Consider the following 20761-nt stretch of genomic DNA (forward strand, 5'->3'; position numbering starts at 1 on the left):
GTTGTGTTAAATTTTTTAAGATATTTAAGAACAGATTCTTTAATTAAATGCGTACACAATGAAAAATTTGATTCTTATACGCCACGCAAAATCCAGTTGGGATGCTCCGTTGATCGATAAAGACAGACCACTGTCCAGACGAGGGATAAATGATGCACATTTGGTTTCAGCCAATGTAGAGGAGTTTTTACCGGATTCGTATATAGTATGGAGCAGTACTGCTCAAAGAGCTAAAAACACAGCTTATATATTTGCAGAAACATTATCTATACCACAGGAAAGTATAGTGTTTAAAGACAGTCTTTACACTTTTGATGCTAAAAAACTGGAAGCAGAAATAAAAACCTGTGACGACCAATTTGATAACTTAATTGTTTTTGGGCATAATGATGCTATTACTACTTTTGTAAATACCTTCGGAAGTCAGGATGTAGAGAATGTTCCTACATCAGGATTTGTATATTTGTCTTTTAATGTTGATAGCTGGCAGGATATACAACAAGGAAAAACAGAAAAGCTATTGTTCCCAAGAGATTTTAAAAAATATGATTCACCACTCACCGGTAAACCGATATATTGACAGAGAAAAAAGCTGGCTTGCTTTTAATGCCAGAGTATTACAGGAAGCTTCAGATGAACATGTACCACTTATTGACAGACTTCGTTTTGTAGGGATTTTTTCCAATAATTTAGATGAATTTTTCCGGGTTAGGTATGCTGCTATTCGCCGATTAAGCCTTGAAGGTAAAACAGGTGAAAAAATACTGGGAGGTATTACTGCCGAAAAACTGCTTAAAGAAATTACAGAAGTAGTTATAGAGCAGCAGTCAGAAAGTTTACGCATACTTAGTGTAATAGAGCAAGAGCTTGAAAAGGAAAGTATACATATAATTAATGAAACAGAAGTAACTAAAGAGCAGGGACTTTTTATAAAAGACTTTTTTATACAAGAGGTAAGCCCACAGTTGGTTACTATTATACTTAACGATTTAGATGAATTCCCGTTATTAAAAGATACATCTGGCTACCTTGCTGTTAAATTAGTAATGAAGCCTAAAACAGATGAAATTGAAGACGAGGATGAAGAGGATAGCTTTACAGATGATAAAGTTAGGTATGCAATAGTTGAAATGCCTAAAAATATTAATCGCTTTGTAGTGTTACCTCCTGATAATGGTAAGCAGTACGTAATGATGCTTGATGATGTTATTCGTTATAACCTGCATAGCATATTCAATATGTTTAAATATCAGGAAGTAACGGCACACATGATTAAAATTACCCGAGATGCCGAGCTTGAAATTGATAGTGACCTAAGTAAAAGTCTTATGGAAAAAATATCAAAAGGAGTTCTGGAAAGAAGGGTAGGAGAGCCGGTACGTTTTGTTTATGACCAGTCTATAGATGAGGATACTTTACAGTTTTTCCTTAACCGTATGGGTATAGACGCTTCGGACAGTATAATACCCGGTGGACGTTACCACAACAGAAGAGATTATATGAACTTCCCTACATTGGGAAGGAAAGACTTGCAGTATAAAGAAAATATACCTCTGCCTGTTGATGGTTTAAGTCTTGAAGGCAGTATTATAAAGAAGATAAAAAAGAAAGATTACCTGTTATACGCTCCTTACCAGTCGTTTGCTTATATAATTAAGTTTTTACGAGAGGTAGCGTTGGATCCGAAAGTTATATCAATAAAAATAACACTATACAGGCTCGCTAAAAATTCGCAGATAATAAGCTCGCTTATAAACGCAGCTAAAAACGGTAAAAAAGTTACGGTACAAATAGAGTTACGTGCTCGTTTTGATGAAGCCAGCAACATATATTATGCAGAGTTAATGCAAACTGAAGGCATCAATCTTATTTTTGGTGTAAAAGGCTTAAAAGTGCATAGTAAAATATGTATTGCAGAGCGTGTAGAAGATAAAAAGCTAAAACGTTACGGGATTATATCTACAGGTAACTTTAATGAGTCTACCTCCAAGATATATACCGATGTAACATTATTTACAAGCCATCAGCCTATTTTAAAAGAGATTAATAAGGTATTTGACTTCTTTGAAGTAAACTATCGTATAAGCCGATATAAGCACCTTTTGGTTTCTCCGCAGTACACCCGAACAAAGCTTTATAAACTTATTGACAGGGAAATATTAAATGCTATTGCCGGTAAGGAAGCCTATATGAAGCTGAAAATGAACAGCCTTACCGATACTAAGATGATTGATAAGCTGTACGAAGCCAGTAGAGAAGGGGTAAAAATTCAGCTTATAGTACGCGGTATGTGTTGCCTTATACCGGGAGTTGAAGACATGAGCGAAAATATAGAGGCCATTAGTATTGTAGACCGCTATTTAGAACACTCCAGAGTGTATATTTTTGCTAATGCCGGAAATCCTGATGTTTATATTTCTTCCGCTGATTTTATGACAAGAAACTTAGATTCAAGAGTAGAGGTTACATGCCCTATTTATGACGAAGAAATTAAGCAGGAACTTATAGATACTTTTGATATAGGCTGGAAAGGTAATGTAAAAGCCCGTTTACACTCAGAAGACCTGAGTAATACTTATAGAAAAATTAATACTCATAAGGTATTCAGAGCGCAGCAGGAAATGTATAATTACTACCTTAATAAGCTGGAAGTTATATACGAGCAGCTATAATGGCTTCAAAGAAAAACTTTAAAGAGAAAGTTGTAGTATGAGGTGCTTTGCTATGGATAATAGCGTACCTTCAACCGGAATAATATATAATGATTACTATAAAAAAATATGCTGCTATAGATATTGGCTCTAATGCCATGAGGCTACTTATTGCCAATATTGTAGAGCAGGAAGGAAAAGAAACACAATTTAATAAAAGTTCATTAGTACGAGTACCTATCCGTTTAGGTCAGGATGCCTTTACCGAAGGTAAAATATCCGAAGACAGTAAGCAACGCATGGTAGAGGCTATGAAGGCTTATAAGCTGCTTATGGGTGTTCATAAAGTAGAGCGTTATACTGCTTGTGCTACTTCTGCTATGCGGGAAGCAAAAAACGGAAAAAAGATTGTAGAGCTTATAGAAAAAGAAACAGGAGTTAAAATAGATATTATAGATGGTAAAAAGGAAGCAGCGATTATAGCAGCTACTGATTTACACCGTTTTATAAAACCTGAAAATACTTATCTGTTTGTTGATGTAGGTGGTGGAAGTACTGAGTTTTCTTTATTTGACAATGGGAAAATAGTCGCTTCAAAATCATTTAAAAATGGTACGGTAAGGCTGCTTAACAATATGGTAGATGATTCTGTATGGAATGATATAGAAAAGTGGGTTAAAAAGGCTACTGCACCTTATGACAGGGTAATTTTAATAGGTTCAGGAGGAAATATTAATAAGTTGTTTAAACTATCGGGAAAAAAGCAGGATCTGCCGCTTTCCTATATGTATGTTAATTCACAATACCAATTTTTAAATAAATTGACGTATGAAGAGCGTATTTCGGAACTGGGACTTAACCCGGATAGAGCAGATGTTATTATACATGCTACAAGAATATACCTTAATACTATGAAATGGAGTGGCGCACGTAATATTTTTGTTCCCAAAATAGGTCTTGCCGATGGTATAGTTAAAGCCATGTATTACGGTAAAATATAAAGAAAAAGCGGTTTTTAAACCGCTTTTTCTTTATCTGTTGTTTTTTTCTATTTACTCTTTACCTTTTTTATATCTTGCCCAAAGCCTCCTGTTAAATTCATCTTCTGCTTTTTTGAGCTTTAAAATTTTTACAGGACCAATTATCGGTTTTAAATCTTCCACCAATTTTTTACGTAGTTGTATTAGCTTAGTTTCTGCTTCCTCAAATTCTTTCAGGTAGTTTAATGCCTCCTTGTCCGACATTTTATCGATATCACTTGCATCCAGCTTTTTCACTAAGCCTCTCATTTTATCGTGTCTTAAAGCAAATTCTTTTTCTTCAAATTCATTATATATAGGCCAAAACTTAGCAGATTCTTCACTACTAAGGTTTAACTCAGTAGTAATAAACGATACTTTAAGTGCTTTAATACGTTCTCTTTTTTCCTTATGCCCCTGGCTGTAAGATGTTAAAGTAAAAAGTAATATAAAAGGTAATAAATATTTTATTTTCATAGCTTTAATCATTTATGTAATATTCATATTCGTTTTCATAAGCTATATAATTCTCTATAGCTTCATTACTTATTTGTATATTTTCTTCCAGTATTTCTATATCACTTTCATTAAGGCTTTGATATAAATCTTCATTAGTAATATCAGACTGGTAAACCAAATAATTTTCAATGGTAGAAGCATCGGGTTGTACAATTTCATCTCCTGATGTGTTTAATTTAAAAAATAATCCCACACCAAATAAAATAACCAATATTGCTGCGACCCCTCCATACCATTTTTGTACGCTCTTGTATAAAGGTACTACTTTGGTTTCTTTCTCCGGTAATTGTTTCATTACCTTATCGGTAAAGTTGTCAAAGTATCCTTCGGGAGCCTTAAACCCTGAAGTTACCTTTTTTTCGTTATCCAGTTTAAAATTTTTCATAACAGTAAAACTCAATTATATGTAAATGGTTTAAGTTTTAGTAATATATTCCTCAACTTTTTTAACCGCATGGTGATAAGATGCCTTTAATGCCCCTACAGATGTTCCCAATACATCAGATATTTCTTCATACTTCAAATCTTCAAAATACTTCATTTTAAAAACTAACTGCTGCTTTTCGGGCAATATACTAATAGCTTGTTGTAGTTTAAGCTGTATTTCATCTCCTTCAAAATGTTCATCTGCTGTTAGGTTTTGTACTGCTTTTTGAACTACTTCCTCGTTAGTTATACCCTGCTTTCTAGCCTTTTGGTTAATAAAGGTAATAGCTTCATTGGTTGCAATTCGGTACATCCATGAAAACAGTTTGCTTTCACCTTTAAATCTATCTAGGTTTTTAAACACCTTTATAAAAGTGTTTTGTAAAACATCATCAGTGTCATCATGATTAAGAACTATATTTCTTATATGGCTGTATAACGGTCGGCTATATAGCGTTACCAGTTGCCTAAAAGCCTTCTCTCGGGTTTCAGGAGCCAGTAATTTTGCTATAAATTCTTTCTCGTTATCCAATTTCAGTTAACCTATTATATTTAGTATGACTAAAGTTAATGCAAAAGGTTTAATTAAATAGCTAACATTTTATGAGAGTATAAAGAAATGTTTAACAGCCCCTTATAGGTAAAAGCTTTTTTCTAATAGTAATTTTATAGTATACAAACTAAAAAAAGACTTATTATGGAAAATCAAACTATGATTGAAACTTGTTTAGAATGTTTTAGAGCATGCCACAACTGCGCTGCAGAATGCACTAAAATGGCAAATGATGATCACTTACGTTGTATATCATTATGTAATGACTGCTCCGAAATATGCCTGGAATGTATTAAGTTTGAACAGAGAGGTTCTGAGTTTAGTGAACAAATTATGAAATTATGCGCTGATATATGTAATGCTTGTGCTGATGAATGTGAAAAATTCAGTGATGAGCACGACCATTGCCGTGAATGTGCAGAGGCATGCAGACGATGCGCAGAAGCTTGCATGGCATACTAATGTAACATTAACGGCAACTTAATGCTATATTCCTTTTGGTGTATAGGGCTAAATTGTATTTTTGCGCCCTATACACACAACTATGATTAAAACAGTAATATTTGATATGGACGGGGTCATTGTAGATACTGAGCCCGTTCATTATTTTGCATACCATAAACATTTTGACCATTTGGGGATTGATGTTACTGATGAAATGTATGCTACCCTTACGGGTAACTCTACCAAAAACGTTTACCAAAAACTTAAAGAAACTTTCGGTTTAACTGAAGAAGTTGAAGCTTTAGTACAGCGAAAGAGAAACTTTTTCAACGATGCTTTTGATGAAAAAGAAGACCTTGACCTTTTGGAAGGGGTACGTAAACTTATTGTAGACCTTTATGATAACGGGATACAGTTAATACTGGCATCCTCTGCCTCAAAGGTTACTATAAACAGAGTATTTAACCGTTTTAAATTACACCAGTATTTTACGCATATTGTTAGTGGGGAAGACTTCCCGAAGTCTAAACCGGACCCTGCTATTTTTATAAAAGCTGCCGAACTTTCAGGTCATGCTAAAAATGAATGTATTATTATAGAAGATAGTACTAATGGCGTAAAGGCAGCAAAAGGTGCAGGAATATATTGTGTAGGGTATACAAGCATACACTCACAGGGGCAGCATTTGGAAGAGGCCGATGTTATTATTAACCATTTTGATGAGTTAAACTCAGATAAAATAAAACAGATAACACTGTGATAAACTGTGTGATTTTTGACATGGATGGGGTAGTGGTTAACACTGAACCTATTGGCTATATAGCTAACCAAGAGTTTTACAAAAAACTGGGAATAACTGTACCTGATGATGTTTATGCAACTTTTACAGGGAATTCAGATAAAAATATAATTCAGAAACTTAAAGAGTTATATAACCTTGAAGCGTCTGTTGAAGATTTACTGGAGGAAAGCTATAAATATTACTTTGAGGCTTTTAATCAAACAAAAGACTTAGAGTTAATGCCGGGTGTAAAAGACCTTATAATGGATTTACATAAACACGGTATTAAATTACTATTAGCATCATCAGCTACACATGCTAAAATCAATCAGGTTTTTGACAGGTTTGGACTAAACCCATACTTTGAAGATAAAATAAGCGGGGAAGATTTCGAATTCTCTAAGCCTAACCCTGCTATTTTTAACGAAGCGAACAAACGTTCAGGCTTCCTGAAAGAGGAGTGTATTATTTTTGAAGACAGTACTAACGGTATAAAAGCAGCAAAGGCAGCAGGAATATTTTGTATTGGTTACGAGAACGGTAACTCCATGATGCAGGAAACATCACTGGCTGATATGGTTATTGATGATTTCAATAATTTAAATGCTGAAAAAATAAAACATATTACAGAAAAGAAGGCTGTTTAAATTATAAGAGCATTTCATATTATATAAAAATAAATCCCCATTAATGGGGATTTATTTTTATAAGCTCTTTTAATATAATTGTACTTTATTAAAAAATCAATCTCTCAGATTAAATTTTTAATAATGAGATTTACGATTTAACAAAGATGGTTTAGTATGAATAAGTTTTTGATCTTAGTTCTATTGTTATTGGCTAATGCAGTATTTTCCCAAGAGGTAATTAAAAAATCATATCAAATAATAGAGCCTAGAAGTATATATTTAAATGGAGGAATGCGTTCTGAATTTGGTGGAAAATCTAGAACTTATATAAAAATAGATTTACCGCCTAATACTGTAGAATGGTATTATAGCTTTTCAACCTCTACGGGTAAAAGTGGCATTAAAAATCTAAATCTAGCTCTACAACTTTCAAGTTTACTTTTTGATTATAGCGGAATAACATCAAAAATAGCATCAAAAGTTAAAGTGCCAGAAGGCTCTAGTTCATTAGACGTTTATTTGTGTGATATTGAAAATATAGACTTATTTTATAAGAAAGTAGACAATAATGGTGGTATTTACAGATATATAAGAGAAGGAACAGTTGAAAATACTAAGCAAGCTGTTGTTCAAATTAATGATGTTACTACTAACACATGGTATTTGGGGTTGAAAAATCCTAGTTCTTTTGATGGAGTTAATGTTTCTATTGAAGTAGTTGCAATTACAGCAGAAATACATAAAACTCCTGAACAAGAAAGAGCAGAGCTATATGGGGGGATTGGTTGGACTCAATTTGAAAATGGAGATTACCTAAAGTGTATTGAGTATAGTGATAAGGCTAATGCTGAGTATGAATTAGGTTGGGTAACAGCAAATAAAGGACTTGCTCAATTGATGCTTGGAAAAGAATCAATAGCAATGGATACGTATGTAAATGCAATAACCCTAATTAAAAAACAACCTTATTCAGAATATGTTTTTAAAGAAGTTATAAAAGATATTGATAACGTTTTAATACGCTATCCTAATATAAAAGGAGCAAGAGAAATTAAAAAAATTATAGAGTTGCAACAACAATATTAACGTTAAGAAACAGCCTCTTTGTATACTTTTAATGCCCGTTCGCGGGCTTCTTTATGGTCTACTATAGGGGAGTAATCAGGTTCTTCAAATTCAGGAACCCATTTTTTTATGTATTGTAAGTCTTTATCAAACTTTTTAACCTGTTCTGTAGGGTTAAAAATCCTGAAATAAGGCGCAGCATCTACACCGCTACCTGCAGCCCACTGCCAATTCCCGACATTACTGGATTGTTCGTAGTCAAACAACTTTTCAGCGAAATAGGCTTCGCCCCAGCGCCAGTCTATTAATAAATGTTTGCATAAAAAGCTGGCAACTACCATACGTACACGGTTATGCATATACCCTGTTTGGTTAAGCTCGCGCATACCGGCATCTACCATTGGGTAGCCTGTTTTACCATTACACCACGCTTCAAACTCTTTTTTATTGTTACGCCACTTAATATTATCATACTTTTCACGGAAACTTTTAGTAACCGTATCGGGAAAATGCCATAATATCTGCATAAAGAACTCCCGCCATATCAACTCAGTTAAAAAAGTATCGTTTTTGCTTTCCAAGGCTTTTTTTACCATTTCACGCACGCTTACAGCACCAAAACGCAAATACGGGCTAAGGTGAGAAGTTCCGTTTTCCTTGGCAGGGAAATTACGGGTATCTTCATAATCATCAATAAGTGTCGGAGTAACTTTATAATCTATAGGCTTAAGTTCCGCCTCTTTAAAACCAATATCATCCAAACTTAAGAAAGGGTAGGAGTGTGTTGCCAGTTCAATAAGTTTATTTTCAGGATTATGTTGCCTAATGTCGCTGTCTGTAAGTTTTTCTCTCCACTTTTTCATGTAGGGAGTATATACTACATAGGGCTTGCCATCATCTTTAACTACTTCATCTTTTTCAAAAATAACCTGGTCTTTATAGGTGTGGAAATAAATACCTTCATCTTCAAGTAACTCTTTTATTTTAGTATCTCTCTTTTTGGCGTAAGGTTCATAGTCATGGTTTATAAAAACCGCTTTTACATCGTGTTCCTTGATTAGTTTTTTAAAAACCTTTTCCGGTTCATCGTAAAAAACAGCTAAGGAACGCTTATGCTTTTTAAGTTCTGTATTTATATCATTTAAAAGACTATGTATAAATGTTATCCTATGGTCGTTTTTAGGTAAATCTTCCAGTATATTTTTGTCGAAAATAAATATAGGCAGTACTTCTTCTTCCGAAGTAAGAGCATTGTATAGTCCTGTATTATCTTCTATTCTTAAATCACGCCTAAACCAAAATATATTCATAGTAGTTATTCCATTTTACCGAATAAAGACTCCAGCTTTTGTTGTCTGTATTCAAATATCTCTTCTAATTTTGGTTTTACCAATAACGGATGAAATAAATCGCCTAATATTCCCATAGGTAGTTTATAGTGTACAATATCTTCCATTTCTATACCTCCCGGTATTTCTTTAACAAAATGTTTATGATGCCAGAATTTATAAGGACCAAAGCGTTGTTCATCAACAAAGAATTCTAAATCTTTAACATGAGTAATCTCTGTAACCCATTGCATTTTTAACCCCATTAAAGGTGTTATATGATAATGGATAACCTGACCTGCAAACATTTTCCTGTCATCACCCGAAAGTGTTTTAAACCCCATAGAATCAGGAGTTATTACAGCCAGATTTTTAGGGTTTGATATAAAATTCCAAGCTTCTTCTAAGGAAATTGGGAGATTTTGCTTTTTATGAATAGTGTACAGTTTCATTTAAAAATAAAAAGTTATTGTGTGAAATTAAAAAAATGGCAGAAATTTTGTAGGTTAAAGTGTAATATTTTTTGATACATTTAACAATCGTAAGGGGTTTAATTTTTAATTTAGCGCCATACATTTATTACACTTATAACAAAGCAAAATTTATGAAAAAATCACTTATTGCGTTAGTAATGCTAACGGTATCTGCAATTGGTTTCGCACAGGTACAAACACCACAGGCAAGCCCTAAAGCAGTTGTACAGCAAACTGTAGGGTTAACAGATGTTAAAATTGAGTACCATCGCCCAAGCGCACGCGGCAGAGCTGTATACGGAGAGTTAGTTCCTTTTGGTCGTGTATGGAGAACAGGAGCGAATGAAAATACAATGATAACATTTTCTGATGATGTAGTTATCGGAGGCAAGTCGCTTGAAGCAGGGAAATATGCATTATACACTCAGCCAAAAGCAGATAGTTGGGATGTTATTTTTTATACTGATACTAATAACTGGGGACTACCTGAAAAATGGGATGATAAGAAGGTTGCTTTGCGTACCAGTGTTAAACCTGAGTTTTTAAACCGAAATATTGAGACGCTTACCATAGGAATTAATGACTTAAATAATGATTATGCTCATCTTGAAATTGCTTGGGAAAAAACAATGATTGCTGTTAAGATAGAGGTGCCTACAAGCGATTTAGCTATGAAGAGTATTGAAGCAGTAATGGATGGTCCTTCTGCAAGAGATTATTTTGATGCGGCACAATATTACTACCAGTCTAACCTTGATTTAGCTACAGCACTTAAGTGGATGGACACTGCTATTGAAAAAACACCTAAAGGAAAGGATGTTCCTTTTTATTTCTTAAGACAAAAAGCACTTATTCAAGCTAAAATGGGAGATAAAAAAGGCGATATAGCTACAGCAAAACTTTCACTGGAAGCTGCTGAAAAAGCTAATAATGCTGATTATGTAAAAATGAATAAAGATTCTATACAGGAATGGAGCAGAAAATAATCTGCAATTAAAATTACTCAAATAAAAAGGCAGCCAAACGGCTGCCTTTTTATTTGAGTAATTATTATGTCTCTTATGTTGTTTCAATTACTTCTTCAGTAGGAGAGGTGTTATTATTCATAAACATTTGTATTATAGCTGCTATTACTATAGTTAATACAGCCCCTATAACGTTTAGCCATAAAAAGCTGACAACATCATAATAATATATTACAAATATTGAAAGTTGACTTATTAAAGCTCCGATGAATATAGCTTGTGCTTTTATAAACTTAATGTAAAATGCTACCAAGAAAATACCCAGTACTGTACCATAGAATATAGAACCAATTATGTTTACCAACTGTATAAGATTTTCAAACAATGTACCTATACAAGCAAAAAGTATAGCAACCACACCCCAAAAAATAGTAAAAACTCGGGTAGCACTAACAAAATGCTTATCTGATTTCTCCCCTTTTACATTTCTTTTATATAAATCTATAGCAGTGGTAGATGCTAAAGCATTTAAACCAGACGCAGAAGATGACATGGCTGCGGAGAATATTACTGCTAATAATAGCCCAACAAGTCCTTTAGGTAAAAAGTTTAGAATGAAATACAGAAATACATAATCTTTATCATTGGTTTCTGCATTTTCATTTACTTCACTAATAAGTGTTTTAGCCTGATCTCTTAAGTCTTTTTCTTTACTGTTTAAAGCTACCAGTCGGTTATGCAGCTCTTTGTTGTCATAATCTTGGTGTAACTGGTCAGCATACAGCATGCTTATTTCTTTCTTTTCATTTACTACACCTTTAAGTTCTTTTTCAAGATTTTGATATTCTCCTTTGTACTCAGAACTATTTATAGCTTCAACATTATTAGGGTTAAAGTGTAAAGGTGCTTCGTGAAACTGAAAGAACAAGAAAACCATAACACCTATAAGCAATATAAAAAACTGCATAGGCACTTTAAGTATACCATTCATTATAAGCCCCATTTGACTTTCTCTAACTGATTTCCCCGAAAGATAACGCTGTACCTGAGATTGGTCTGTACCAAAGTAGGAGAGTGCCAGGAAAAAACCACCGGCAATACCACTCCATACCGTATACCGTTTATCAGTATCAAAAGAAAAATCAAGAATATCCATTTTATCATTAGCTCCGGCAATGTGCAGTACATTATCAAAACTAAGCTCATCAGGTAAGTAACTTAGTATAATAAAGAAGGTAATAAACATACCACTCATTATTACAAACATTTGCTGCTTGTGGGTAACATTTACAGCCCGTGTTCCTCCTGAAACAGTGTAAATTATAACTAATAAACCAATAAGAAAATTCATCAGATTAAGGTTCCACCCTAGTAATGATGACATTATAATGGCAGGGGCGTATATAGTAAGCCCTGTACCTAAACCACGCTGTATAAGAAAAAGGAGAGAGGCGAACGTTCTTGTTTTTATATCAAAACGTTGTTCTAAGAATTCGTATGCGGTAAATACTTTTAGTTTATGGTAAATAGGTATAAACGTAAGGCATATAACTACCATTGCCAGTGGTAAACCAAAGTAAAACTGCACGAAGCCCATCCCGTCATGATAGGCTTGCCCGGGTGTAGAAAGAAATGTAATAGCACTGGCTTGTGTAGCCATTACCGATAACCCTACTGTCCACCAAGGTGTAGTGTTACCTCCTAAAATAAATTCTTCTACATTTTTACTACCTTTTGTTTTTATGGCACCATACAGCACTATAAAAGTAAGGGTTACTCCCAGAATTATCCAGTCAATTAAGTGCATAGGCTTATGTGTATATTTCCATTAGTAGATAAAAAACTATTATATAAACTAAGTTTAGTAATAGTACTAATGAATAGCTTTTTTTCCAGCGTGAAGGATTTTTTTTCATAATGCTATTATTTTTTACCTAAGTCTATAATATTTGCCATGAGCCTGTATGCCCCTGAAACGCCCTGAGGCAGCTCCCTAAAAAAACTAAGTCCGGTATAAATATAATAACCTTTACCGTAGCGGGCTATAAGTAGGGCACCTTTTTTAGGTGTTTCTCCCGTATCGTGCGATGATAATATTGGTTCAAACTCCTCACTCCATTTGTCAGGATAGTATAAACCTTGCTCTTGTACCCAGCCTTTAAAATCGTTTTCTGTTATTTTGTTTGGTGTGTTTAAAACAGGATGTTTTTTATTAAGGAAGGTAACTTTAGCATCTTCCTCAGTAACTCTGTCTCGCGAAATTCTTAATTCATAAGGAGCTAAATCTCGTATTGATAAATGCCCTGTAGTATTATATTGTACCACCATATTACCGCCTTTTTCAACAAAATCGAATAACACATCTTGTTTTTGGGCTAAGTTTTCCAAAACATTATAGGCTCGTATTCCTGTAATTACAACATCAAACCCTTCAAGAGTCTCCGCTGATAATGATTCAGGCGTTAGCAGGGCAACTTCATAACCCATTTGTTCAAGGCTCTTAGGGATATTATCGCCTGCGCCCATTATATAAGCTATTTTACTGTTCTTAATCTCTAAATCTACTTTGGTGAATTTAGCTATTGCAGATAGTAAGACTTGTTGTTTAGCAATATGTGGGTAATCTATAATTACCTGTTTTTTATCGTATACATTATTCCCGATAACAGCAACACTTTTTGCAGTAACTTCTGAAGGTTTACTTGGCGGAGTAACTTCAAAATTTACTACTATTTCTTCATCTTTGTTTGCTATATCAAATGGTATAGTAGCAGGCGATACACTCCATTCCTTTGGTAAATCAAGTTTTACTATACCATTGCAATTGTCTTTTCCTGCTTTTACTTTTACAAGTACAACTTGTGTACTTTCGTCTTTAAACAGTTGTACATCGTTCATTATTTCTGTGCTTACAGCAGGTGTTATATCAAATGGCTGATATACTTCTCCCTTTACAGGATCACTGAATTTATGTACAATAGTTCTTTCAAAGGGAATAGTAACACCTTCTATATTTACACTAAACGCTACTTTAAAATTGCGTATTATATCAGGTACACCTATTTTTTGTAAATCGTTTACCACATACATACCGGTACCTGCTTTTTCTTCCAGCCAGTATGGAGAAGTATATTCAGCATTTTCAGGTATTTGTACAGTAGCAATATCATCTTTGTCAATATTATACTCTAAAGGTAATTCCTGCTGAATAACTTTATTTAATGGTAAAACAGTAATAGAATTTAAGTTAATAGCAGCGTTACTTCGGTTAATAGCTTCCCAGTGTAAAGTAACATTATCGCCCGGTGTTACCGATTGTGTTTCGGCATAGGCTTCAAGATATAAACCGCTACAATCAGCAATAATAGCTTTTAGTTCTTTCAGTTTTAATTCTTTCCAGTGGGTATCTTCCAGTTTATTAATTTGTTGGTATACTTTAACTAAAGCAGGCAGTGATTTAGCAGGATTAGCAAAATCATACTCTTTTATTATTTTGCTAACTGCTTCGCCTATAGGTTTTCCACCTTTAACTCTGTTCCAAGAAGTATCAATACCTTCAAAAAGGTTTTGTTTATCGTTAATATCACTACCTTTTGTAAGCTCTAAGTACTCCATATCCTCGCCACGAGCACCGCTTGTACCAAAACCTTGCGATTTATGTTTACTACGGCTAAGTGCTGCTATTTCCTGATTTGATTGCCCTAATAACGGATAGTAAAAACCTGTAGAAAGATTAATATATTTAGACTTATCAGCTTTTTCGAAGTTTTCTCTGCCTCCGAAAAACCACCATGAGGTATTAAAAAGTACTCTTTCAGGTTGCCATGTAGTTGTATATTGTAACTGTTCAGTAGCATATTTATCATCATTAGCTAAGTAAAATGCTTCCTGAGTTAACATAGCAGAAGAAGTGTGATGACCATGTGTTGTTCCGGGAGAACGATGGTCAAAGCGGGTGATAATTACATCAGGTTGAAAATTACGAATAACCCAAACCATATCTTCCAAAACTTCTTTTTTATCCCATATTTGCAGGGTTTCATTCGGTACTTTTGAATATCCGAAATCATTAGCACGGCTAAAAAATTGTTCACCCCCATCAATTTTACGTGCTTCTATAAGTTCCTGTGTTCTTATAACACCTAATAATTCTCTAAGCTCTAAACCAATAAGGTTTTGCCCACCGTCACCACGTGTTAGGGATAAATAGCCTGTACGGGCTTTTACATGGTTTGATAAGAAAGAAATTAACCTTGTATTTTCATCATCAGGGTGAGCCGCTATGTATAGTGCTGAACCTAAAAAGTTAAGTTTTTCTATTTTATGATATATTTCTGCTGAGTTTGGTTTCTCCGGTAAATTGGGTTGTGCCTGAGAAACTGCTGTAACTAACAGTAGAAATAAAGCAATAATATTTTTGTGCATTGTTTTGTATTGGTTTAATATGTATAGAATAGAAGCGTGTTTTTAAGACACAAACTTTATAAGTTCGTGGTATACTTTATTTACAGGCATACCTACTACATTATTATAAGAACCTTCCAGCTTAGCTATAGCTATTAAGCCAATCCATTCCTGTATGCCGTATGCACCTGCTTTGTCGAAAGGTTTATAGTTGTCTAAATAGTGTTTTATTTCCTCTTCGGTAATATCATGGAACGTTACCCTTGTAGTCTCGTTAAAAGTAACTGATTTCGTACTGCTTTTTAAACAAACCGAGCTAATAACCTCATGTGTTTTCCCTGATAGTGAGCTAAGCATAGTATAAGCATCATCATAATCCTTTGGCTTTCCCAGTGCTTCGTGATTGTGCCATACAATAGTATCACTGGTAATCAGTATCTCTTTATCCTCAAGGGTATCTGCTAATGCATTACTTTTCAGTTCTGCTAAAAAATCAGTTATTTCACACCCTTGCAGGTTTTCAGGATAAATTTCTTCTACTTCATTAAGGCGTATTTCAAAATCGATATTAAGGTCATTCATAAATTGCCTTCGGCGCGGAGAGCCGGAGGCTAAAATAACCTTATATCCTTGTAATTTTTCTTTAAGCATTATTAAAATTTATATTATAGTTTATTACTGCTACAGATATAGCAGTGAAGAACAAAATCAATTCTATAACTTTTGCTAAATGACTGTACTCTTTAGCAGTTTTTGCTCCCCATAATTTTATTAAAAAGTAAATGGTAGGACCTACTATGGTTAGTAATAAATAACCTGTAGCCCAGGTTAAATCCATTAAGTAGGTGTTAATGTAAAAGAATACCAGTCCTACAGGAATAAGCATTAAAAAGAAAACAACTTTACTTGCTCTGCCTTTTCCCAGTACTATAGGTAAGGTACTTCTGTAATCATTATAATCAGTATCTACATTTTTTAAATCGTATACTAAAGTAAGTATGAATACTAATAGTAGTATAAACAAACTGTAATCTAATAGTAAACTAAACATTGTAGCCATATTGGCTTGTGTACTTGGTACTATTATAGGGTACAGGTTGTATATTGCAATAACCATTAAAGGTAAAGCAGCTACAATAGCTACTACTATATTACTTATTAACAGCATTTGTTTGAGGGTACCAGAGTATACATACATCATACTTGCGGCAATAAAGTATATTATTGATAATGAGTAATTGCCCAGTATGTGCGATAGATATAAACCTATAACTAAACCGGTAACCGATAAAGTACCGTAAACATTATATATTTTATCTTGTGTAAAGTGAGCTTCAGTTTTACTGTTGCTTACAAACAAACCTCCTGCTGCAACTAGTAAAGTAGCCAGTACCATAAGTAGGTATTGCCAATCATTAAGTGCTAATATGCGCAGACTTGGTTCAAGAAACCCATATCGGAAAACTAGCATACCTGTTAGTATAATAACCAAATACTTAACACCTATAAAATTTATTATTTTCATTTAGTTTTTGTGTATAAAAATTACTTTTATTGTTTATTAATCGTACTGAGCATTAAAATGTTCCATCCATTTCCCCTGAACTTTCATAACCTGTTCTATCACATCACGTGCACAGCCTTTACCTCCCGTTTTGTGCGATACATATTCGCTTATTTCTTTAATTTCAGGTGCTGCATCCTGTGGGCAGGTAGGTAGTCCTACTTTTTTCATTATCCAATAATCCGGTAAATCATCACCCATAAACAATACCTGCTCAGGTTTAATATTATATATGTCTATATATTCTTCAAATGTTTCTACCTTATCCTGAACGCCAAGATAGATATCGGTAATTCCTAAATTTCTAAGGCGTATTCTTACTCCTTCGTTTTTTCCTCCTGAAATAGCACAAACATTGTAGCCACTTTCTATTGCAGTTTTTAGCGCATAACCATCTCTTATACTCATATTGCGCAACATTTCACCTGTAGTGCTTACGTGTATACTGCCATCGGTTAATACTCCGTCTACGTCAAAAATAAACGTAGTTATATCATTCATTATTTCCTTATAACTCTTACTCATTTGGTATTTTGTATAGATTTAGATAATATATGGTAGATTTCCTTCATGTTTTCATCTTCAAGGAAATCAATGTGTTTTTGTATTGTAGTTTGGTCATTACGTCTAGCAGGACCTGTTTGCGCTTCGGCAGGGTTTAGTAACTGCACTTTTGCTGCTGTCTCAGTAATAAGTGGTTTTAAAATGTCGAAAGGTAAATTATGTGTTTGGCAAATATCATTACCTAGTTTATACATGTGGTTTACAAAGTTGCTCACAAACACTGCTGCAACATGTAGCGACTGCCGTTGTGTTGAATCAACTGAATACACATTATCCGATATGGCATTTGCCAGTTTTTCCAATACTATATAATCTTCAGGGTGCTCACTTTCCAAACATAAAGGCACTTTTTTAAAGTCGACCTCTTTGTTTTTAGAGAATGTTTGTAATGGGTAGAAAACACCACGTTTGTTTTTACTGTCTAAACTGTTTTGCGATACACTGCCTGACGTGTGTACAACCAATCTGCGGGAGAAGGGCAGGGCAGATGCTACTTCACTAATAGCATCATCAGTAACGGATATAATATATATATCAGCTTCTTCAAGATTATGAAAACTATCGGTTATTTTATTTTCAGGAAGTAAGTGCAGTAATGACTGTGGTGTGCGGGCATACGCCTGTACCATTTCAATTCCAGGTGAATTGTTGAAAACACGTATTAAATGCTGTGCTACATTGCCCGAGCCAATTACAGTTACCTTTAACATGGTTGCTAAATTATAAAATAAACCCGGGTTATAAAACAACACCCGGGTTTGTATTTTTGAAACTATATCTTACAAAATTATTCCGCTATCCAGGAATTATCAGTCATATCAACATCCGGCATATAACGTTCCGGGTCTATATCTATATACTTCACCTTTTTAGGCGAATCTATATTATAATTCCATGTGTCCTGACGTTGCCATATTTCTACAGGTAGTTTTTTAGTCATAGACGTACCATCTTCAAAGCCTACTTTAAATACCACAGGCATTGGTACAGCGCCTTTGTTTTCGAAAGTAACTACAGTATAACCTTCTTTTGGAGCAACTTTTTTAATACCTAAGTCAATATTACCTGTTCCTGTAAACCAGCCTCTCCAAAACCAGTTTAGGTTTTCTCCTGCTACATTTTCCATGCAGTTATAAAAGTCTGTAGGTTGCGGGTGTTTGTACGCCCATGCCTTAATATACGCCCTGAAAGCATTATCAAAACGTTCATGATCTAAAATGTATTCTCGTAGTAATATAAGCCCTGTTGCAGGTTTGTAGTATGCTGTAAAGGCAAGGTTCATGCTTTTTGCTACATCAGGATAGGTGTCAATACCTTCGCGGTTTCTCCATTTAAACCATTGCACACGGTTTAAGCTTTTTGCCACATCCGATTCATATTCACCATCATTAAACGCTAAAGTACTGTAATAGTTGATAAATGTATTAAAACCTTCGTCCATCCAAGCGTAACGACGTTCGTTAGAACCTACTATCATAGGGAACCAGTTATGCCCGAATTCATGGTCGGTTACATCCCAAAGGTCAGCACCAAAACTTTTAGAACCACAGAATGATAACCCCGGGTACTCCATACCACCTACATTTGATGCTACATTTACAGCACTTGTATAAGGGTAAGGAAACCATTTTTCGGAGTAATGTTCTATAGAGGCTTTAGTATATTCTGTAGAACGACCCCAAGCCACGTCAGATGATACCTCTACAGGGTATGCTGATTGTGCTATTGCTGTTTCGTTATTTGGTAAGTTTATCCGTGCAGCATCCCACACAAATGCTTTTGAGGAAGCAAAAGCCACATCACGACTGTTTTTCATCTTGAAATGCCAGGTTAGTTTACCGCTTTGTGTAGGTCGGGTAATTTCTGTATTACCAACTTCATCAGGTTTTATAAGGTAAACTGTTTTATTGCTTTTGGCTGCTTTTTCATAGCGTTTTAATACTTTTTTAGAAAGTACCTCTTTAGCATTCACTAATTCTCCTGAACCAACTACTATATGATTGTACGGAACAGTAATTTTATAATCAAAATCCCCATATTCAAGATAAAATTCACCTGCGCCAAGGTAAGGTTCTGTATTCCAGCCTACAACATCATCAAAAACTGCAACACGAGGATACCATTGTGCCATAGAATAAATAATACCGTTTTTAGTTTCAAGCTGTCCCATTCTGTCCATACCTTCTACAGGTATTTTAAACTCAAAATCCATACTTACAGTTGCTTTTCCGCCTTTGGCCTTTAGAGGTTCAGTAAAGAAAACCTGCATACGGGTATCGGATATTAAATGCTTAGAAGATGCATCGCCTGTAGTTTTAGCAGACAGGTTGGTAATAGTCATACCACCATCCGTATCGCCGTCATAACGGTTATAGTTAGCAGGAGATGTAAGTGTACCACGAGAATCTTCAGTAAAACGATTCTGCTCAACATACATCCAGATAAAATCTAAATCCTGCGGGCTATTATTTTGATAGGTAAGAGTAAGTTTACCTTTCAGGGTGTTTTGTTTATCATCCAGTTCTGCTTCTATAGCATAGCTTGCACTGTTTTGCCAGTATTCCGGTCCCGGCACTCCTGATGCAGTACGGTATACATTACCGCGCCTGTAGGTTACATCATCAAATGCTGACTGGTTATTTGGTTCTACTTCCTGAGCAAAACTCCATGAACTTATTAAAATAAAAAATGATAGTAATTTCAGTTTTTGTAATCTCATGTGGTTATCATTATTTGTTAGCTAAACATTCCATTATAGTTTTTACTCTGTAGGCATCGCCTGTAGTAAAAGTTGTTTTTACACTATTAGTAACGGTACTTTCACTGTTGTTTATTGTATAGGCTATGGTTATACTTTTAATCATGTATTTGCACAACTTTTTTAATTCTTTGTTGTTTTCCATTACTTCGCTTAAAAAACAGGAGAAATCGCCATTACAGTTTTCATTACCCATTTGCTGTAAATCAATGGTTTTACCATTCGTAAATTCTACTGTTGCTATGGTTGTTTTATCTACACACCATATTTCTTTATCCAATGTGGTAATAGTAAATACTATAGACTGAGAGGTTTTCATGAGCATTATTTCCAGCCCTGAATTTTCTCCTTCTCCTTTTACTTTTATGCTGTTGTTGGCATAAACAACACTCTTACCATTACTATATGTTTTAGTTTTGATAAAATAGTTACACAAACTATCCGAATATATCCATGTTCCGTTATTATTAAGTATAACTTCCCTGCCATCTTTTGTCTTAGCTTCTATCTGGCTGTGAACAAAAAAAGGAGTAAGAAAAAGTAAAAGTGTAACTGTAAAAAGCTTCATTATATAAATATTACTGAGCCAAATATAATATACATTATCGTATTTTAATA

At 34.4% G+C, this 20761-nt stretch carries 21 protein-coding genes; 8 read left to right on the forward strand and 13 right to left on the reverse strand.

The features are described from left to right. The first annotated feature begins 58 nt into the window (after window positions 1-58). The 3 genes from IEW45_RS01065 (at window position 59) to IEW45_RS01075 (ending at window position 3652) form a co-directional block, all read left to right on the forward strand. Window positions 59-580 carry a SixA phosphatase family protein gene (locus IEW45_RS01065; protein ID WP_188619370.1) on the forward strand — a complete coding sequence of 174 codons (522 nt, stop codon included), beginning with the start codon at window positions 59-61 and terminating at the stop codon, window positions 578-580. Then, complete coding sequence (ppk1, locus tag IEW45_RS01070; RefSeq protein WP_188619371.1) at window positions 546-2672, forward strand: polyphosphate kinase 1; 2127 nt, start codon at window positions 546-548, stop codon at window positions 2670-2672. The genes IEW45_RS01065 and ppk1 overlap by 35 nt, the downstream gene beginning before the upstream one ends. An 89-nt stretch (window positions 2673-2761) precedes the next feature. Then, window positions 2762-3652: a Ppx/GppA phosphatase family protein gene (locus tag IEW45_RS01075; protein WP_188619372.1), complete on the forward strand. Its 891-nt coding sequence runs from the start codon at window positions 2762-2764 to the stop codon at window positions 3650-3652. Between the two features lie 51 nt (window positions 3653-3703). On the opposite strand, the gene IEW45_RS01080 is transcribed toward IEW45_RS01075, so the two are convergent. The 3 genes from IEW45_RS01080 to IEW45_RS01090 are packed head-to-tail and all read right to left on the reverse strand — an operon-like array spanning window position 3704 to window position 5147. Beyond that, window positions 3704-4147: a sensor of ECF-type sigma factor gene (locus IEW45_RS01080; protein WP_188619373.1), complete on the reverse strand. Its 444-nt coding sequence runs from the start codon at window positions 4145-4147 to the stop codon at window positions 3704-3706. 4 nt (window positions 4148-4151) lie between these two features. Beyond that, complete coding sequence (locus IEW45_RS01085) at window positions 4152-4574, reverse strand: hypothetical protein (RefSeq protein WP_188619374.1); 423 nt, start codon at window positions 4572-4574, stop codon at window positions 4152-4154. A 30-nt stretch (window positions 4575-4604) separates the two neighbouring features. Beyond that, entirely contained in the window at window positions 4605-5147 is a 543-nt protein-coding gene (locus IEW45_RS01090; RefSeq protein ID WP_188619375.1) for an RNA polymerase sigma factor, read from the reverse strand. Between the two features lie 180 nt (window positions 5148-5327). On the opposite strand from IEW45_RS01090, the gene IEW45_RS01095 reads away from it, so the two are divergent. The 4 genes from IEW45_RS01095 to IEW45_RS01110 all read left to right on the forward strand — a co-directional run bounded on the left by IEW45_RS01095 (window position 5328) and on the right by IEW45_RS01110 (window position 8108). After that, complete coding sequence (locus IEW45_RS01095) at window positions 5328-5630, forward strand: four-helix bundle copper-binding protein (protein WP_505692157.1); 303 nt, start codon at window positions 5328-5330, stop codon at window positions 5628-5630. An 82-nt stretch (window positions 5631-5712) separates the two neighbouring features. Then, window positions 5713-6372: an HAD family hydrolase gene (locus IEW45_RS01100; protein ID WP_188619377.1), complete on the forward strand. Its 660-nt coding sequence runs from the start codon at window positions 5713-5715 to the stop codon at window positions 6370-6372. Window positions 6373-6380: 8 nt separating this feature from the next. Next, on the forward strand, window positions 6381-7040 hold the full coding sequence (locus IEW45_RS01105; RefSeq protein ID WP_262891426.1) for an HAD family hydrolase: 660 nt from the start codon (window positions 6381-6383) through the stop codon (window positions 7038-7040). A 156-nt stretch (window positions 7041-7196) separates the two neighbouring features. After that, window positions 7197-8108, forward strand: a complete 912-nt coding sequence (locus IEW45_RS01110; RefSeq protein WP_188619379.1) for a hypothetical protein — start codon at window positions 7197-7199, stop codon at window positions 8106-8108. 2 nt (window positions 8109-8110) lie between these two features. Here the strand turns inward: IEW45_RS01110 and IEW45_RS01115 are convergent, their stop codons facing one another. Then, window positions 8111-9397 carry a cryptochrome/photolyase family protein gene (locus IEW45_RS01115; RefSeq protein WP_188619380.1) on the reverse strand — a complete coding sequence of 429 codons (1287 nt, stop codon included), beginning with the start codon at window positions 9395-9397 and terminating at the stop codon, window positions 8111-8113. A 5-nt stretch (window positions 9398-9402) separates the two neighbouring features. Then, window positions 9403-9867: an SRPBCC family protein gene (locus IEW45_RS01120; RefSeq protein ID WP_188619381.1), complete on the reverse strand. Its 465-nt coding sequence runs from the start codon at window positions 9865-9867 to the stop codon at window positions 9403-9405. Between the two features lie 152 nt (window positions 9868-10019). Here IEW45_RS01120 and IEW45_RS01125 point away from each other — a divergent pair, with 152 nt between their 5' ends. Then, a complete protein-coding gene (locus IEW45_RS01125; protein WP_188619382.1) occupies window positions 10020-10874 on the forward strand; it encodes a DUF2911 domain-containing protein in 855 nt (284 codons plus the stop codon). Window positions 10875-10947: 73 nt separating this feature from the next. Here the strand turns inward: IEW45_RS01125 and IEW45_RS01130 are convergent, their stop codons facing one another. The 8 genes from IEW45_RS01130 to IEW45_RS01165 form a co-directional block, all read right to left on the reverse strand. Next, window positions 10948-12660 (reverse strand): sodium:solute symporter family protein, encoded by a 1713-nt coding sequence (locus IEW45_RS01130; RefSeq protein ID WP_188619383.1) that lies wholly within the window; start codon window positions 12658-12660, stop codon window positions 10948-10950. A gap of 116 nt (window positions 12661-12776) precedes the next feature. Continuing rightward, window positions 12777-15278, reverse strand: a complete 2502-nt coding sequence (locus IEW45_RS01135; protein ID WP_188619384.1) for a PIG-L family deacetylase — start codon at window positions 15276-15278, stop codon at window positions 12777-12779. A 42-nt stretch (window positions 15279-15320) separates the two neighbouring features. Then, entirely contained in the window at window positions 15321-15908 is a 588-nt protein-coding gene (locus tag IEW45_RS01140) for a Maf-like protein (protein ID WP_188619385.1), read from the reverse strand. Continuing rightward, window positions 15901-16782 carry a UbiA prenyltransferase family protein gene (locus IEW45_RS01145; protein WP_188619386.1) on the reverse strand — a complete coding sequence of 294 codons (882 nt, stop codon included), beginning with the start codon at window positions 16780-16782 and terminating at the stop codon, window positions 15901-15903. Before IEW45_RS01145 ends, IEW45_RS01140 begins: the two co-directional genes overlap by 8 nt. Window positions 16783-16818: 36 nt before the next feature. Further along, a complete protein-coding gene (locus IEW45_RS01150) occupies window positions 16819-17346 on the reverse strand; it encodes a KdsC family phosphatase (protein WP_188619387.1) in 528 nt (175 codons plus the stop codon). After that, window positions 17343-18095 carry a Rossmann-like and DUF2520 domain-containing protein gene (locus IEW45_RS01155; protein ID WP_188619388.1) on the reverse strand — a complete coding sequence of 251 codons (753 nt, stop codon included), beginning with the start codon at window positions 18093-18095 and terminating at the stop codon, window positions 17343-17345. The genes IEW45_RS01150 and IEW45_RS01155 overlap by 4 nt, the downstream gene beginning before the upstream one ends. Before the next feature lie 77 nt (window positions 18096-18172). Further along, a complete protein-coding gene (locus IEW45_RS01160) occupies window positions 18173-20104 on the reverse strand; it encodes a M1 family metallopeptidase (protein WP_188619389.1) in 1932 nt (643 codons plus the stop codon). 10 nt (window positions 20105-20114) lie between these two features. Further along, window positions 20115-20711 carry a hypothetical protein gene (locus IEW45_RS01165; RefSeq protein ID WP_188619390.1) on the reverse strand — a complete coding sequence of 199 codons (597 nt, stop codon included), beginning with the start codon at window positions 20709-20711 and terminating at the stop codon, window positions 20115-20117. Between the last annotated feature and the right edge of the window lie 50 nt (window positions 20712-20761).

This window comes from Flavobacterium suaedae (assembly GCF_014642915.1).
Classification (GTDB): Bacteria; Bacteroidota; Bacteroidia; order Flavobacteriales; family Flavobacteriaceae; genus Flavobacterium; species Flavobacterium suaedae.

Excerpts from the sequence above, each read along its gene's own strand:
- IEW45_RS01140 (WP_188619385.1), bottom strand. The coding sequence starts at position 15,908 with ATGCTTAAAGAAAAATTACAAGGATATAAGGTTATTTTAGCCTCCGGC.
- IEW45_RS01160 (WP_188619389.1), bottom strand. The coding sequence starts at position 20,104 with ATGAGATTACAAAAACTGAAATTACTATCATTTTTTATTTTAATAAGT.
- IEW45_RS01065 (WP_188619370.1), top strand. The coding sequence starts at position 59 with ATGAAAAATTTGATTCTTATACGCCACGCAAAATCCAGTTGGGATGCT.
- IEW45_RS01100 (WP_188619377.1), top strand. The coding sequence starts at position 5,713 with ATGATTAAAACAGTAATATTTGATATGGACGGGGTCATTGTAGATACT.
- IEW45_RS01095 (WP_505692157.1), top strand. The coding sequence starts at position 5,328 with ATGATTGAAACTTGTTTAGAATGTTTTAGAGCATGCCACAACTGCGCT.
- IEW45_RS01130 (WP_188619383.1), bottom strand. The coding sequence starts at position 12,660 with ATGCACTTAATTGACTGGATAATTCTGGGAGTAACCCTTACTTTTATA.
- IEW45_RS01115 (WP_188619380.1), bottom strand. The coding sequence starts at position 9,397 with ATGAATATATTTTGGTTTAGGCGTGATTTAAGAATAGAAGATAATACA.
- IEW45_RS01145 (WP_188619386.1), bottom strand. The coding sequence starts at position 16,782 with ATGAAAATAATAAATTTTATAGGTGTTAAGTATTTGGTTATTATACTA.
- IEW45_RS01135 (WP_188619384.1), bottom strand. The coding sequence starts at position 15,278 with ATGCACAAAAATATTATTGCTTTATTTCTACTGTTAGTTACAGCAGTT.
- ppk1 (WP_188619371.1), top strand. The coding sequence starts at position 546 with ATGATTCACCACTCACCGGTAAACCGATATATTGACAGAGAAAAAAGC.
- IEW45_RS01125 (WP_188619382.1), top strand. The coding sequence starts at position 10,020 with ATGAAAAAATCACTTATTGCGTTAGTAATGCTAACGGTATCTGCAATT.
- IEW45_RS01155 (WP_188619388.1), bottom strand. The coding sequence starts at position 18,095 with ATGTTAAAGGTAACTGTAATTGGCTCGGGCAATGTAGCACAGCATTTA.
- IEW45_RS01085 (WP_188619374.1), bottom strand. The coding sequence starts at position 4,574 with ATGAAAAATTTTAAACTGGATAACGAAAAAAAGGTAACTTCAGGGTTT.
- IEW45_RS01120 (WP_188619381.1), bottom strand. The coding sequence starts at position 9,867 with ATGAAACTGTACACTATTCATAAAAAGCAAAATCTCCCAATTTCCTTA.
- IEW45_RS01080 (WP_188619373.1), bottom strand. The coding sequence starts at position 4,147 with ATGAAAATAAAATATTTATTACCTTTTATATTACTTTTTACTTTAACA.
- IEW45_RS01110 (WP_188619379.1), top strand. The coding sequence starts at position 7,197 with ATGAATAAGTTTTTGATCTTAGTTCTATTGTTATTGGCTAATGCAGTA.
- IEW45_RS01150 (WP_188619387.1), bottom strand. The coding sequence starts at position 17,346 with ATGAGTAAGAGTTATAAGGAAATAATGAATGATATAACTACGTTTATT.
- IEW45_RS01165 (WP_188619390.1), bottom strand. The coding sequence starts at position 20,711 with ATGAAGCTTTTTACAGTTACACTTTTACTTTTTCTTACTCCTTTTTTT.
- IEW45_RS01075 (WP_188619372.1), top strand. The coding sequence starts at position 2,762 with ATGATTACTATAAAAAAATATGCTGCTATAGATATTGGCTCTAATGCC.